Below are 14,260 nucleotides of genomic sequence, written 5' to 3' on the forward strand. Positions count from 1 at the left end.
GAGCTGCACCGCGACTGGCGCAACGACATCGAAGGCCTGGGCACACTGTTCTCCAACCACATCCCGGACTACCGTAACCTGATGACCAGCTTCAGCACGCTGACGAAGTAATCCGGCGTGGGAGCTTTGCCTTAGGGGCTACTGCGCCTGGGGCAGGGCTCCCCGTCCGTGTCCAGAGGTACCGGATGGGTCCACTGATCGGCTATTTCAAACTGGCCCTCAATCCCGGGCGTGGGGTGTTGCTCTTCACCTTGCGCACCATCGTCGCAGGCCTGCTGTGCCTGTACCTGGCGTTCATCTTCGATCTGGAACAGCCCAAGTGGGCGCTGATGACCGTGATCATCATCAGCCTGCCCTTGGCCGGCATGACCCTCAAGCGCAGCTTCGCTCAGGTGATCGGCACAGCGGCGGGCGCGGCGGTGGCGGTGGTGCTGATGGCGCTGTTCCCCCAGGCACCGATGCCCTTCATCGTTTGCCTGGCCTTGTGGCTGGCATTCTGCACGGCAGGGGGCACGCTGCTGCGCTATACCGACTCCCATGCCTTCGTCCTCAGTGGTTTCACCGCCGTGGTGGTGGCGATGCTGGCGGTGCCCGAACCGGACGGCATCCTGCTACTGGCCATCACGCGCCTGACCGAAACCCTGCTGGCAGTGGCCTGTGTAGCCGTGGTCAGCCTGCTGACAGCGCGTCCGCAGGCGGTCGCCCAAGGTTACTTCGCCCAGGTCGACAGCCTGGTCAAGCTGATCGCTCGGCATGCCGCCGAGGTCATCAGGACCGAGGAAGACGAAGCCGCTTTCAACCACCGCCAAGCCCAGCTGATCGCCCAGGTCAGCGCGCTGGAAGGCCTGCGCCGACATCTGTATTTCGATGCCCCGCACCTGCGCAACGCCGATGGCCTGGTGCAACTGCTGGCCAACCAGCTGGTGCTGCTGGTGTCGCGCCTGTTGGTGTTGCGACAGCAACGTGAGCTGATCAAGCAGCACTGGCAAGGGCCACTGCCGTCCGACATCCAACTGTTGCGCAACGATGAGCTGGACAGCCTCGATGCCCTGGCCAGTGAGGGCGTGGCGTTGTCGGCGCAGCGTCGTCAGGCCATACACCGCCTGCACCAGCGCTTCGAGCAGGCCGCCGATCGTGCGGAGTTTCTCAGCGAGCCATTGCCACCGCGTCTGCGTTCACTGGCCTGGGCCCTGCGTTGGGAGCAGGCGCGTCTGTTGCAACAACTGAACGAGTTGATCGAGCTGAACGAGGCGATCCAGCAGGGCAGGGCTGCCAGCTGCCCCCATGCCCAAGGGCGGGGCAGTGCCCTGCATCTGGATTTTCGCCTGGCCGGCATGAACGCCGCGCGGGCCTTCCTGGCGTTGTTCCTGGCCGGGTGGCTGTGGATCGAGACCGCTTGGGACGGCGCCCGCTCCGGGGTGATCCTGATCGGCGTCATGTGCTCGCTGATGGCCACTTTGCCTCGACCGCTGCTGGCCAGTCAGAACTACAACCGCGGTTTGCTGGTGGCGCTGGTGCTGTCGGCGGTCTATCAGTTCGGCCTGCTGCCGATCTTCAGCGATTTCGAAATGCTCGCCCTGTGCCTGACACCCTTGCTATATCTGGCCGCCGTCGGTCTGGCCAACCCCATGACCGCCGGGATCGGCATGGGCATCGGCCTGGTGGGCCTGCTGATGATCGGCCCGCAGAACGTCGGGGCTTACCACAACAGCGCCATCCAATGGTTCGAGTTCGCCGGGGCCTACCTGGCCGGGGGGCTGCTGGCGATGGTGGTGTTTGCCCTGGTCTTCCCGTTCAACCCGCAAAGGCGCATGGCCCGCCTGTTTCGCCTGAGCCGGGAGGATGTGTACCAACACGTGACTGCACCCTCCAGCCTGGTGCGCCAGTTCGATTTCGAGAGCCGCATGCTCGACCGGCTCTCGGCCATGATCGGCCTGCTGCCGGCCACCAGCGATGCGCGTTCGCGGGAGCTGTTCGAGTGCAATCTGGTGTGCCCGGCATTGGCTATCGTCCTGGCCAAGGCACAGGCCCAGTGCGTCACCAGCGAGACCTTGCCGGAAGGCGTAAAGGCGCGATTGCGCCTAGGGTTGCAAGAGATGGCGGACTTCATCGGTGCGCGTCGTCAGGTGGACCTGGATGCACTGCTGCACGAGCTCGAAGCGCTTGGCGAAACCCTGGACGCCTTGCATCAGGCGCATTTCGAGGCGGGCCGGGAGGCGCTGCGTCAGTTGTTCATCCTGCGGGTCGCGCTGGCGATCGCCGGCCAGTTGCTCCAGCGCTACCGCCAGGTGCTGGCGCCGACCACGCAGCCTGAAGAGGAGGGCGCCTATGCCCATTGATTTCGAGTTCGGCGGTGTCTATCTGCCGCCGATCGCCCAGGCGCTGTTGCTGGGCTTGCCGTTGTTTCTGCTTGCCGACGCCTTGCTGCGTCGAGTTGGGGTGCTGGCGTTGGTGTGGCATCCCGCCTTGTTCCAGGGTGCTCTGTATGCCGCGATCTGCGCGGCCCTGGTGTTATCGATGGGAGTGAGTGTCTGACGATGCCTGCCTTGAAGCCTGTATTTTCCAAGGCACTGACCTTGGCCGTGCTGGCCCTTGCCCTGGTGCTGGGCTGGTTTGCCTGGGACTACTACACCCGTGCGCCCTGGACCCGCGACGCCCGGGTGAGGGCGGACGTGGTGACCCTGTCGGCCGAGGTGGCCGGTCGCATCATCGAACTGCCGATCCATGACAACCAGTTCGTCAAGCAAGGCGACCTGCTGCTGCAGATCGACCCCGCCCGTTATGAGCTTGCGGTATTGCATGCCGAGCGCGCGGTCGAGGTCGCTCGCGCCGCACTGGGGCAGTCCAAGGCGTCGATCGTCGCCAACGAAGCCCTGCTCAAGCAACGGCGCAGCGAAGAGCAACGCCGGCGTAGGCTTCAGTCCTTGTCGGCGATTTCCGCGGAAGAGTGGGAGAAGTCCGGCACGGACGTGGCCGTGGCCCAGGCCGATCTTTTACGCGAGCAGTCCAACCTGGGGTTGGCCCAGGCCAACGTACAGCTCGCCGAGGCCACATTGAAGCAGGCCCGCCTGGATCTGGAGCGCACACGGGTCACCGCGCCGGTCAGTGGCTATGTGACCAACCTGTTGACCCGCCAGGGGGATTTCGCCCAATCCGGCACGCCGCTATTGGCGCTGGTCGACAGCAGCTCGTTCCACGTCAGTGGTTATTTCGAAGAAACCAAGCTGCCGAAGATCAAGGTGGGCAGCCACGCGCGCATCGCCTTGATGAGCGGCGAGGTGCTGGAGGGCACGGTGGAAAGCATCGCCTACGCCATCACCGATCGCGAGAACCAGCCGGGCAACCGCCTGCTGGCCAACGTCAACCCGAGCTATACCTGGGTCAAGCTTGCCCAGCGGATCCCGGTGCGCCTGCGTCTGGAGCACAGCGCCGACGCACCGCCGCTGCGCGCTGGGACCACGGCGACGGTCACCATCGTGGATTGAGTTAGGTGAGTCTGTCGCATGTTCGATCTGAATGATTTGTACCTGTACACCAAGGTGGTGGAGCACGGTGGCTTCGCCCCCGCCGGCCGTGTCCTCGGCTTGCCCAAGTCGCGCCTTAGCCGTCGTGTGGCCCTGCTGGAAGAGCGCCTGGGCGTGCGTCTTATTCAGCGCTCCACCCGCCAGTTCGCCGTCACCGAGGTGGGCCTGGAGTACTACCATCACTGTGTATCGATGATGGACCGGGCGTATGCCGCCGAAGACGCGATCGAGCGCAGCCGTGCGGTGCCCAGCGGTATTATCCGCCTGGCCTGCAGCACCTCACTGCTGGACTCGCGCCTGGCGCCGATGCTGGCGCGCTTCATGGCCGAATGCCCAGTGGTGGAGTTGCTGGTCAAAAGCTACAACCGGCGTGTCGATGTCATTGGCGAGGGCTTCGACCTGGTCCTGAGCGTGCGCCATCGACCACTGGAGAGCAGCGAGCTGGTGATGCGCAAGCTGGCCCATAGTCGCCAATGCTTGGTGGTCGCCCCCAGGCTGCTGATCGGACATGAGCAACCTCTCCGCCCCTCGGACCTGTTCGAACTGCCGAGCCTGGGCTGGGGCGCCAATGTACAGGAGTACAGCTGGGATCTGGACGGGCCGGACGGCGCCGTGGCGTCGATTCGCTACCGGCCCCGCCTGGTGTCGGACGATGTCGCGGTGCTGCGCCAGGGGGCGTTGGCAGGTGTCGGTGTGGTGTTGCTCCCCGAGGAACTGGTGCGCGCCGACCTGGCGGCCGGGCGCCTGGTGCATGCCTTGGAGGACTGGACCCCACGCAAGGGCGAGATCGTTGCGCTGTTCCCGTCACGACGCGGGGTGATGCCTGCGGTGCGCAAGCTGATCGACTTTTTGGTGGAGGCGTTCGAGCAAGAGGCCGAAGGCCAGATGCGACAAACCCCTTGAAACGAGGATGTCACGAGGTGGGAGGTCAGGGAGCTGCAAGGCTCGGCGTCCGCTTCGTAGAGAGCGGATCATAAAGCCGTGCGCTTGAGTATTTCTTTTATGGCATCCAGCGCTTTGGGCCTTCGCGGGATGGATTTATACAGCAGAACGAGTTGGCGTATGTAGTCATCGGAGTCTGAGACGGGCGTGGCGAACACCTTCCCACTTTTCAAACCTGCCCATGCGGGAACGAGCGATACGCCCATCCCTTTCTCTACCATGATGTAAATGGCGTCAAGCGCATCGAGGTTGCACAGTAAATCAGGGCTCAGATCGTTGTCATGCAAGTATTGCAGGGCTATCTGCCCGCCCCAGGCATTTGAATCGTATCGAATCAACGGGTGGGTGAGAATGGTCGTATTTATATTGCTCTGCTCAATGGGATCCTTTGTCAACAGCATTAAAGGTTCATGCCGCAGCGTTTGCATCTTGATGGATTTCGGTAAGGAAAACGGGGGGCAGACCATAAGCCCGGCATCGAGTTCACCTGATACCACCTGCTCATACAGCGTGCGCGAGTCGCCAGGGGTGATTCTAAGCCTCAGGTGCGGTGCCGTTATCGTTAATTGGTGCATTAATTCTGGAAGCAGGCCTGTCAACGCAGTTGAAATAGCGCCTAACTTGAAATCACCTGTAAGCCCACTGCTGTCGAATCCATCCCTCAGTTCCGTGGCGCGCTGAATTAAGTTGCGCATTTTCGGCAGCAGTGCCAGGCATTGTTCAGAGGGTTCAACCGAGTGGGATCCACGGTTCAATAGTTCACAGCAGAGCGATTTCTCAAGCGCTTGAATACGCTGGCTGATGGCAGGTGCAGTAAGGTTTTCTCTGCGGGCGGCTGCCGCGATGGAACCTGTTTCAATAACCGCGACCAAACTTTCGAGAAATCGAATATCCAAAACAATTCCTTTAGGTCAGAGATGGAAAATCACGCTCCAGAACAAGCGAAAGGATAGGGTAGGCTGCACGAAATTCCCACCCAAACAAGAGGGCGTTTCCGTGACCGCATTTTTCCATGCCTCCTATCATGTAACAAACCTTGAAGAGTCGCGTAAGTTTTACGGCGAGGTGCTGGGCTGTAAAGAAGGCCGCTCCAGCGAGAGGTACATCGATTACGACTTATTCGGTCATCAAATTTCCCTTCACGAAGGCACGCCATTTCCGACCACGCGCACCGGCAAGGTCGGCGAGCACATGGTGTTGATGCCGCACATCGGCCTGGTGCTTGAGCTGGATGATTGGATGGCGATGGCAGAGCGGCTGCAAGCCCATGGGGTGAAGTTCGATATTCCCCCCGTTGTGCGCTTCCCGGGTCAGCCGGGTGAGCAGCGGACAATGTTCTTCCTCGATCCAAGTGGCAACCCAATCGAGATAAAAGGTTTCAAGGACTTCAAAGAAGTCTTTGCTGTTTGAAGGCGTGCTTTCATCCAAGCAGCACGCTTTGTCGATCACGCTGTTTATCATGAGCATCAACGCATGAGTGCTAATACCGAATGCGTGAGTGTGCGCGGCGTTTACCAGCCAGTTGACAGTCCAAATTATAATAATGGGAGGACGTATGGCGAAGGCGAGTCTGGTCACAAGAATTATCGTGGGTCTGGTGTTGGGCATTATAGTGGGTGCCCTGTTAAATATTTATCCAGATTACAAAATATGGGTGAGTAGTCAGGTTCTGCAGCCAGCCGGTGATATTTTCATCAAGATGATGAAAATGATCGTGGCGCCACTGGTCTTTGCCTGCATGGTCAGTGCCGTTGCCGGTAATGGCGACAGCAAGGCAATCGGGCGGGTGGGGGCCAAAACCATGTTCTACTTCTTCGTCGTCACGGGTATCGCCATTGTTTGTGGTTTGATCATAGGTAGTGTGGCCCAGCCAGGTACCGGCGCAAACTTGAGCACCCTTTCGGCTGCCCAGTCACTGACGTTGCCCTCTTCTTCGGAGGGTGGCCATGTCGGAAGTGTGATTCTTGGTGTCATTCCGGATAACATCGTGAATGCAATGGCGCAGGGTAACTTGCTACCTATCTTGTTCTTTTCGATCCTGTTCGGTTTTGGTGTGAATGCGCTAGATGCGGATAAGAAGCGACCGCTGATCGCTGTATTCAACGCCATGTCGGGGGCGATGTTCAAAGTCACGCACATCGTCATGCACTATTCTCCGATCGGCATTTTCGGCCTCATTGGCGTGACGGTGTCTAACTTCGGACTTTCTGCGCTGTTGCCGTTGGGTAAATTGATTCTTGTCACTTACGCCGCTGTCCTGCTGTTCGGACTGGTCGTACTTGGCGGAATAGCCAAAGCGGTTGGCATTAACATCTTCGACCTGATCACGTTCATCAAGGATGAACTGATTTTGGCGTTCAGTACCGCCACTTCGGCTACCGTGATGCCACAGCTCATCGAGAAGGTGGAGGCTTACGGCGCGCCGAGGTCCATTGCTTCCTTGGTGATTCCTACTGGGTACTCATTCAATCTGGATGGCGCATCGCTCTTCGTAGGCATTGGTACGCTTTTCATCGCCCAACTGTACGAAATCCCATTGAGCCTAGCTGACCAGGCGGTGCTGGTGCTCATCATGGTTCTGACGTCCAAAGGCGCGGCGGGTGTGCCAGGGGCGATGTTCGTCATCCTCACCGCCACGCTGACCAGTGCCGGGCTTCCCGTGGAGGGCATCGCTTTCATCGCCGGTGTCTACCGGCTCATGGACATGCCGATCACCGCGTTGAATGTGCTGGGCAACGCCTTGGCGCCCTTGGTGATCTCCAAGTGGGAAAACCAATTTCGAGTAGCACCTAGCCAACAGCCTGACGCAGTTGCGGGTGAGCGCCCTATGAACGCGTTGGCAAGCGAAGGGGGTGTCTGAACCGGACACTCGTGGGCAATAAAAAACCCCTTGAATCGGCTGTATTCAAGGGGTTTTGATGTCCATCAGGAGCTCGTGCGATCTCGACTCCCGATTAGACGTTGAAGCGGAAGTGCATCACGTCACCGTCCTTGACGATGTAGTCCTTGCCTTCCAGACGCCATTTGCCGGCTTCCTTGGCGCCGCCTTCACCTTTGTACTGGATGAAGTCGTCATAGGCCACGACTTCGGCGCGGATGAAGCCTTTCTCGAAGTCGGTGTGGATCACGGCGGCGGCTTGCGGCGCGGTGGCACCGACACGCACGGTCCAGGCGCGGACTTCTTTCACACCCGCGGTGAAGTAGGTCTGCAGATTGAGCAGGGCGTAGCCGGCGCGGATCACGCGGTTCAGGCCAGGCTCTTCCAGGCCCAGGGCCTCGAGGAACATGTCCTTCTCCTCGCCTTCTTCCAGCTCGGCGATCTCCGCTTCGATCTTGTTGCACACTGGCACCACGACCGCGCCTTCTTCCTCGGCGATGGCCTTGACCACGTCCAGGTGCGGGTTGTTCTCGAAGCCGTCCTCGGCCACGTTGGCGATGTACATCACCGGCTTGCTGGTCAGCAGGTGGAAGCCGCGGATCACGGCCTTCTCCTCGACGCTCATGTTCTTCATCAGGCTGCGCGCAGGCTTGCCATCGGTGAAGTGGGCAATGAGCTTTTCCAGCAGGGCTTTCTGGGCCAGGGCTTCCTTGTCACCGCCCTTGGCGTTGCGCGCGACCTTCTGCAGTTGCTTCTCGCAGCTGTCCAGGTCGGCGAAGATCAGTTCCAGGTCGATGATCTCGATGTCACGCTTGGGGTCGACGCTATTGGAGACGTGGATCACGTTCTCGTCTTCGAAGCAGCGCACCACATGGGCGATGGCGTCGGTCTCGCGGATGTTGGCGAGGAACTTGTTGCCCAGGCCTTCGCCCTTCGAGGCACCGGCGACGAGACCTGCGATGTCGACGAATTCCATGGTGGTCGGGATCACACGCTCAGGCTTGACGATCTCGGCCAGGGCGTCGAGGCGTGCATCGGGCATCGGCACGATGCCGCTGTTCGGCTCGATGGTGCAGAAGGGGAAGTTCTCCGCCGCGATACCGGACTTGGTCAGGGCGTTGAACAGGGTGGACTTGCCGACGTTGGGCAGGCCGACGATGCCGCAATTGAAACCCATGGGAATTCCCCTCTCTAGGAAATCAGGCCTTCTGGCTGTGCAGTTCGCGCATCGCCTTGGCGAAATCGCCGGCGAGCACGTCCGGCATCACGCCGAGGGCAAAATCGATGCTGGCGTCGAGCTTCTCCTGCTCGGCGCGCGGTGCGCGGCCCAGGACGAAGTTGGAGACCAGTTTGGCGTCACCTGGGTGGCCGATGCCGAGCCGCAGGCGATGGAAGTCGTTCTGGTTGCCGAGCTGCGCGATGATGTCGCGCAGGCCGTTGTGCCCACCATGGCCGCCGCCTTTCTTGAGCTTGGCGACGCCCGGGGGCAGGTCGAGTTCGTCATGCGCCACCAAGATGGCCGCCGGTGGGATCCGGAAGAAATTGGCCAGTGCCGCGACGGACTGGCCGCTGCGGTTCATGTAGGTGGTGGGGATGAGCAGACGAACGTCTTGGCCCTGATGGCTGAACTTAGCCGTCAGGCCGAAATACTTGCGGTCAGCGGTCAGCGATACACGCTGGGCGCTGGCGAGGCGTTCAACGAAAAGAGCCCCTGCGTTATGCCGGGTCTGTTCGTATTCGGGGCCGGGGTTACCCAGGCCGACGATCAACTGGATGGCGGTCACGTCAGGGGCTCTTCCTTGGAGTTGGTGGGTTACGGTGCGCGCGGCACTGTAACCCGATCAACGCCGGCGTGCGAGTGGATTACTCGGCAGCGCCTTCAGCAGCGTCAGCGGCTACGCGCGGGGCGTGGACGTTGGCAACAGCTTTGTCATCACCGTGGGCCAGAGCGACGAACTCTACGCCTTTCGGAGCTTTCAGGTCCGACAGGTGGATGATGGTGCCGATTTCAGCCTTGGCCAGGTCGACTTCGATGAACTCAGGCAGGTCTTTGGCTTCGCAGGAAACTTCGATCTCGGCTTCTACGTGGGAGATCTCGCCGCCTTTCTTGACCGGGGCTTCTTCGTTGATGAAGTGAACCGGTACCTTGGCGGTCAGCTTCTGGCCAGCAACGACGCGAACGAAGTCGGCGTGCATGATGAAGCCTTTGGCTGGGTGACGCTGCAGGGCCTTGACGACGACGTTCTGCTTGGTGCCGTCGACGTTCAGTTCCAGAACGTGGCTGAAGGCAGCTTCGTTATCGAACAGCTTGGTGATTTCCTTGGCCAGGATGGTCAGGGATTGGGCTTCTTTGCCACCACCGTAGACAACGGCTGGGATGTTGGCGGAATGACGCAGGCGGCGGCTCGCACCTTTCCCCAGGTCAGTACGCGCTTGGGCGTTCAGGATGAAATCGGTCATTTTGTATCTCCAAAATAGCCTCCCGTATGGCGTTTGCGACCAGCGCCATCGGGATTGGCAAAAAAGCCCCGCCCCGACAAGATGCCGGGGCGGGGCGCTTTTCGTCAGCGAGCGTTCCGCTTAGCGGAACATCGCGCTGATCGATTCTTCGTTGCTGATGCGGCGAACCGCTTCAGCGACAACCGGTGCGATATCCAGCTGGCGGATACGGTCACAGGCTTGAGCAGCGGCGGACAGCGGGATGGTGTTGGTCACCACCAGCTCGTCCAGCACGGACTTCTCGATGTTCTCGATCGCACGGCCCGACAGTACCGGGTGCGTGCAGTAGGCGTAGACCTTGGCCGCGCCGTGGTCTTTCAGGGCCTTGGCCGCGTTGCACAGGGTACCGGCGGTATCGACCATGTCGTCTACCAGGATGCAGGTGCGTCCTTCGACGTCGCCGATGATGTGCATCACTTCGGAGTGATTGGCCTTTTCACGGCGCTTGTCGATGATACCCAGGTCGACACCCAGGGACTTGGCGACGGCACGTGCGCGCACGACACCACCGATGTCCGGGGAGACGATCATCAGGTTCTCGAAACGCTGGTCTTCGATGTCGTCGACCAGTACGGGCGAGCCGTAGATGTTGTCGACGGGAATATCGAAGAAGCCCTGGATCTGGTCAGCGTGCAGGTCGACAGTGAGTACACGGTCGATACCCACGACAGTGAGCATGTCAGCGACGACTTTGGCGCTGATGGCTACACGTGCCGAACGCGGACGGCGGTCCTGGCGGGCGTATCCGAAGTAAGGAATCACGGCAGTGATTCGTGACGCTGAGGAGCGGCGGAAGGCGTCGGCCATCACTACCAGTTCCATCAGATTGTCGTTGGTAGGGGCACAGGTTGGCTGAATGATGAAAACGTCCTTACCACGAACATTTTCATTGATCTCAGCACTGATTTCGCCGTCGGAGAATTTACCGACAGAAACATCACCCAGTGGAATATGCAGCTGACGTACGACACGCCGAGCCAGATCGGGGTTGGCATTCCCCGTGAAGACCATCATCTTGGACACGCGCAGTACCTGAAGGCTGAGGGTAACCTGGATGAGCATAAGGAAAATGGCAGGGGCGGCTGGATTCGAACCAACGCATGGCAGGATCAAAACCTGCTGCCTTACCGCTTGGCGACGCCCCTGTATCTGTTGCTGCGAGTACCGAATACTCGACTTCTAGAGCAGGCTCTGCAGCTTGCGATGCAACATCGAAATGTTGCTTCCCTTTGCCACAAACCCTGTTTGGGTCTCTGAAAGAAGGGCCAGAACTTTATCAGCTTCGGCTTTGCTTGGGAAGGCCCCAAACACACAACTTCCAGTGCCGGTTAGACGAGCTTCAGTGTATTTACCCAGCAGATTCAACGCATTGCGAACTTCTGGATAACCTTGCTCTACCACCGGTTGGCAGTCATTTCGACTGTTTCCCTCGGGAACGGGGCGCATCTTAAGGGGGAGGGAATCACGTGTCAACTCTGGATGCGAAAAAATTTCCGCTGTGCTGACAGACACTTGCGGCACCAGTACGACGTACCAGGGCTCTTCGGGGTCCACCGGGGTCAGTTGCTCACCCACACCTTGGGCGAAGGCGGCGTGGCCGCGGACGAACACCGGTACATCGGCGCCAAGCCCCAGGCCCAGGCCGGCCAGGCGGTCTTCGTCCCAGCCCAGTTGCCACAGATGATTGAGAGCCAGCAGCGTGGTCGCGGCGTTGGAGCTGCCGCCACCGATGCCGCCGCCCATGGGCAGGATCTTGTCCAGCCAGATGTCGACGCCGAGCGCGCAGCCTGATTGTTGTTGCAACTGGCGTGCAGCTTTCACGATCAGATTGCTGTCGTGGGGCACGCCGGCGATTTCGGTGCGCAAGTGGATCTGGCCATCTTCACGCAGGCTGTAGTGCAGCTGATCGGCATGGTCGAGAAACTGGAACACGGTTTCCAGCTCGTGGTAACCGTCTGGGCGGCGACCGATGATATGCAGCCACAGGTTGAGCTTGGCCGGGGCGGGAAGGGTGAGCGTGGCCATCGATCAATGCCCCAGCTGGCGTGGCTGCCAGTCCTTGACCACCAGGGTGACGTCTAGGTCCTGGCCGTGCAGCTTCAGGCGCTCAGGTAGCCAGTAGCCGTTCTGTTGGGTGTAGCTCAGGTACTGCACCTGCCAACCGTCCTGGGTCAGGCTGGCCAGGCGGCTGTCGCCATCCAGGGTCAGTTGGCTCTTGCTGTCGGGGGCAGGCAGGCCACGGACCCACCAGACCAAATGCGAGACCGGCAGTTGCCAGCCGAGCTGTTCTTCGAGCAGTGCCTCGGGGCTTGGGGCTTCGTAGCGGCCCTGGTTGGCCACTTCCAGCACCACGCCGCCGGGGCGTCCGGTCAGGCGTGCCGCCCCGCGACCCAGGGGGCCGGCCAGGCGGATGTCGTAGTAGTCCTGGCGTTGCAGCCAGAACAAGGTACCACTGCCCGAATCACGGGGGGCGCGAATGCCGACCTTGCCGTTGATCTGCCAGCCGTCGAGGTTGCTCAGTTGCTCTTTATGGGCGCGCCACAACTGTGGATCGCCGTGGCCTTGCAGGGATTCACGGCTACCGAATCCGGCGCAGCCGGCCAGCAGGGCAATCAGGGTAAAGGTGATGCAATGACGCAGGAACATGGTTTACAGGGTCTCTGATCCGGTCAGGCGCAGGAGAGTCTTGCGCAGGATTTGGCTGTCGGGTTGGCCCTCGAAGGCCTTGGCCCAGACCTGGCGGGCTTCGCGGCGTTTGCCGTTGGCCCAGAGCACTTCACCCAGGTGGGCTGCCACTTCGTGGTCGGGGAAGCGCGCCAGGGCCTGGCGCAGCAGGCGTTCGGCTTCGTCGAGGTTGCCCATGCGGTAGTTGACCCAGCCCAGGCTGTCGAGCACAGCGGGGTCGTCCGGGGTGAGCTGGTGGGCTTTTTCGATCAGCGCCTTGGCTTCGGCGTAGCGCGTGGTGCGGTCGGCAAGGGTGTAGCCGAGCGCGTTCAGGGCCATGGCGTTTTCCGGTTCGCGCTGGATGATGGCGCGCAGGTCTTTTTCCATTTGCCCCAGGTCATCGCGCTTTTCCGCCAGCATGGCGCGGGTATAAAGCAGGTTGAGGTCATCCGGGTAGCGCTTGATCGCCTGGGCCAGGACTTGTTCAGCCTGGGCTTCCTTGGCGTTGTTGCCGTAGCTTTCCGCCTCGATCAGGTACAGCTGGATGGCGTAGTCCGGCTGGGCCTCTCGGGCTTCGCCGAGCAGGCGCGACGCCTCGCTGGCGCGGCCGTTAGCGATGAGGATGTCGGCCTGGCGCAATTGCGCCGGCAGGTAATCGGGGCCAGGGCCTACCAGGGCGTATTCACGCAGGGCGGCCTCGGGATCGCCGCGCTCTTCGTGCAGGCGGCCCAGGTTCAGGTGTGCGGCGTCGACATTGCTGTCGCGCTCCACCAGCTCCTGCAGATACCCCTCGGCCTCGTCCCAGTTCTTGGTTTCCAGGCAGACCAGAGCGAGCGAATAGCGCAGCTCGTCATCTTCGGGGTACTGCTGGAGCAGGCTCTCGAATTCGGCCTTGGCGTCTGCCATGCGGTCCTGCTCGACCAGAGTGCGGGCATAGGTCAGGCGCAGGCGCTTGTCGTCGGGATTGTCGCGAATCGCCCCGCGCAGCAGTGGCAAAGCCTCCGAACCACGGTCCAGGGTCTGCAGCAGACGGGCGCGCAGCAACACCGGGGCGACTTCGCCGTTTTGCGGCGGGTGCGATTCGAGTAGTTCGAGGGCTTGCTCGGTCTTGCCATCCTGGTTCAGCAACAGTGCTTTGCCAAACACCAACTGGCCGTTGTCCGGATACTTGACCAACAGACGGTCGAAGCTTTGCAGCAAGCCGTCGCGGGTGTTCTGGTCGGTTTCGGCTGCGGACAGCGCGAGGAAGTCGAAGTGGGTGTCGCCCTGGCCCTGGAGGACCTTTTCCATGTAGGCCATGGATTCGTCGTAGCGTCCGGCGCGGGCCAGTTGAATGGCCGCGGCCCGTTGAGCGTCGAGGTTCTGCGCATCGTTGTGCGCCCAGATCATCGCGGTGTCCAGCGCGGGCTCGTCGGCACCGAGGTATTCGGCGATGCGGTAGGCGCGTTCGGAGACGGCTGGGTCCTGGGTCTTCTCAGCCTGGTCGACATAGTTGGCCAGGGCAATGTCAAAGCGGTTGCGTTGCCCGGCCAGTTCCGCCACCAGCAGGCTGTAGAGCGTTTCCTCTTTGAACGAGCCGTACACCACAGGCTTTTCCGGTGCGCTTTTGCCTGCCGCGGCAACGGGCGACGCGGCCTCGTTCTTCTGCGGGGCCAGGCTTTGGCAGCCCTGGAGCAGGGCGAGAGCAAGCAACAATGCGTAGGACTTGTTCATAAAGAAGGCTTTGGATACCGGCGGTCGGAGCATGATGACA

The 14,260-nt window shown here is 61.0% G+C and carries 14 protein-coding genes, 1 tRNA gene and 1 pseudogene; 7 read left to right on the forward strand and 9 right to left on the reverse strand.

The window, feature by feature from the left end; all coding sequences use genetic code 11:
• The 5 genes and pseudogenes from HMPREF3173_RS25175 to HMPREF3173_RS22610 all read left to right on the forward strand — a co-directional run.
• Positions 1 to 111, forward strand: a pseudogene (locus HMPREF3173_RS25175) (hydrolase); the annotation flags it as partial.
• 74 nt (positions 112 to 185) lie between these two features.
• Positions 186 to 2,339: an FUSC family protein gene (locus HMPREF3173_RS22595; protein ID WP_070576929.1), complete on the forward strand. Its 2,154-nt coding sequence runs from the start codon at positions 186 to 188 to the stop codon at positions 2,337 to 2,339.
• Positions 2,329 to 2,535: a DUF1656 domain-containing protein gene (locus tag HMPREF3173_RS22600; RefSeq protein ID WP_043214896.1), complete on the forward strand. Its 207-nt coding sequence runs from the start codon at positions 2,329 to 2,331 to the stop codon at positions 2,533 to 2,535. Before HMPREF3173_RS22595 ends, HMPREF3173_RS22600 begins: the two co-directional genes overlap by 11 nt.
• 2 nt (positions 2,536 to 2,537) lie before the next feature.
• Complete coding sequence (locus HMPREF3173_RS22605) at positions 2,538 to 3,485, forward strand: HlyD family secretion protein (protein ID WP_371906715.1); 948 nt, start codon at positions 2,538 to 2,540, stop codon at positions 3,483 to 3,485.
• Between the two features lie 18 nt (positions 3,486 to 3,503).
• Positions 3,504 to 4,427, forward strand: a complete 924-nt coding sequence (locus HMPREF3173_RS22610; protein ID WP_070576931.1) for a LysR substrate-binding domain-containing protein — start codon at positions 3,504 to 3,506, stop codon at positions 4,425 to 4,427.
• A 68-nt stretch (positions 4,428 to 4,495) separates the two neighbouring features.
• On the opposite strand, the gene HMPREF3173_RS22615 is transcribed toward HMPREF3173_RS22610, so the two are convergent.
• On the reverse strand, positions 4,496 to 5,362 hold the full coding sequence (locus HMPREF3173_RS22615) for a LysR family transcriptional regulator (protein ID WP_070576933.1): 867 nt from the start codon (positions 5,360 to 5,362) through the stop codon (positions 4,496 to 4,498).
• A 100-nt stretch (positions 5,363 to 5,462) separates the two neighbouring features.
• Here HMPREF3173_RS22615 and HMPREF3173_RS22620 point away from each other — a divergent pair, with 100 nt between their 5' ends.
• Entirely contained in the window at positions 5,463 to 5,876 is a 414-nt protein-coding gene (locus tag HMPREF3173_RS22620; RefSeq protein WP_070576935.1) for a VOC family protein, read from the forward strand.
• Positions 5,877 to 6,021: 145 nt separating this feature from the next.
• Complete coding sequence (locus HMPREF3173_RS22625) at positions 6,022 to 7,326, forward strand: cation:dicarboxylate symporter family transporter (RefSeq protein ID WP_070576937.1); 1,305 nt, start codon at positions 6,022 to 6,024, stop codon at positions 7,324 to 7,326.
• A gap of 94 nt (positions 7,327 to 7,420) precedes the next feature.
• On the opposite strand, the gene ychF is transcribed toward HMPREF3173_RS22625, so the two are convergent.
• From ychF to HMPREF3173_RS22665, 8 genes are all read right to left on the reverse strand, one after another.
• A complete protein-coding gene (ychF, locus tag HMPREF3173_RS22630) occupies positions 7,421 to 8,521 on the reverse strand; it encodes a redox-regulated ATPase YchF (RefSeq protein ID WP_043214908.1) in 1,101 nt (366 codons plus the stop codon).
• A gap of 22 nt (positions 8,522 to 8,543) precedes the next feature.
• A complete protein-coding gene (gene pth / locus HMPREF3173_RS22635; RefSeq protein WP_043214910.1) occupies positions 8,544 to 9,128 on the reverse strand; it encodes an aminoacyl-tRNA hydrolase in 585 nt (194 codons plus the stop codon).
• A gap of 79 nt (positions 9,129 to 9,207) precedes the next feature.
• Complete coding sequence (locus HMPREF3173_RS22640; protein WP_043214913.1) at positions 9,208 to 9,804, reverse strand: 50S ribosomal protein L25/general stress protein Ctc; 597 nt, start codon at positions 9,802 to 9,804, stop codon at positions 9,208 to 9,210.
• A gap of 120 nt (positions 9,805 to 9,924) precedes the next feature.
• The gene (locus tag HMPREF3173_RS22645) at positions 9,925 to 10,866 is read right to left on the reverse strand and encodes a ribose-phosphate pyrophosphokinase (RefSeq protein ID WP_043214915.1); all 942 of its coding nucleotides are present in this window, start codon (positions 10,864 to 10,866) and stop codon (positions 9,925 to 9,927) included.
• A 47-nt stretch (positions 10,867 to 10,913) separates the two neighbouring features.
• A tRNA-Gln gene (locus tag HMPREF3173_RS22650) sits at positions 10,914 to 10,988 on the reverse strand.
• Between the two features lie 34 nt (positions 10,989 to 11,022).
• Positions 11,023 to 11,868, reverse strand: coding sequence for a 4-(cytidine 5'-diphospho)-2-C-methyl-D-erythritol kinase (gene ispE, locus HMPREF3173_RS22655; RefSeq protein ID WP_070576939.1), 846 nt, complete (start codon positions 11,866 to 11,868; stop codon positions 11,023 to 11,025).
• Positions 11,869 to 11,871: 3 nt separating this feature from the next.
• Positions 11,872 to 12,489 carry a lipoprotein insertase outer membrane protein LolB gene (lolB, locus tag HMPREF3173_RS22660; RefSeq protein WP_043214919.1) on the reverse strand — a complete coding sequence of 206 codons (618 nt, stop codon included), beginning with the start codon at positions 12,487 to 12,489 and terminating at the stop codon, positions 11,872 to 11,874.
• A 3-nt stretch (positions 12,490 to 12,492) separates the two neighbouring features.
• Entirely contained in the window at positions 12,493 to 14,220 is a 1,728-nt protein-coding gene (locus HMPREF3173_RS22665; RefSeq protein ID WP_070576941.1) for a tetratricopeptide repeat protein, read from the reverse strand.
• Between the last annotated feature and the right edge of the window lie 40 nt (positions 14,221 to 14,260).

The sequence above is a fragment of the Pseudomonas sp. HMSC08G10 genome, from assembly GCF_001808425.1.
GTDB lineage: Bacteria > Pseudomonadota > Gammaproteobacteria > Pseudomonadales > Pseudomonadaceae > Aquipseudomonas > Aquipseudomonas guariconensis.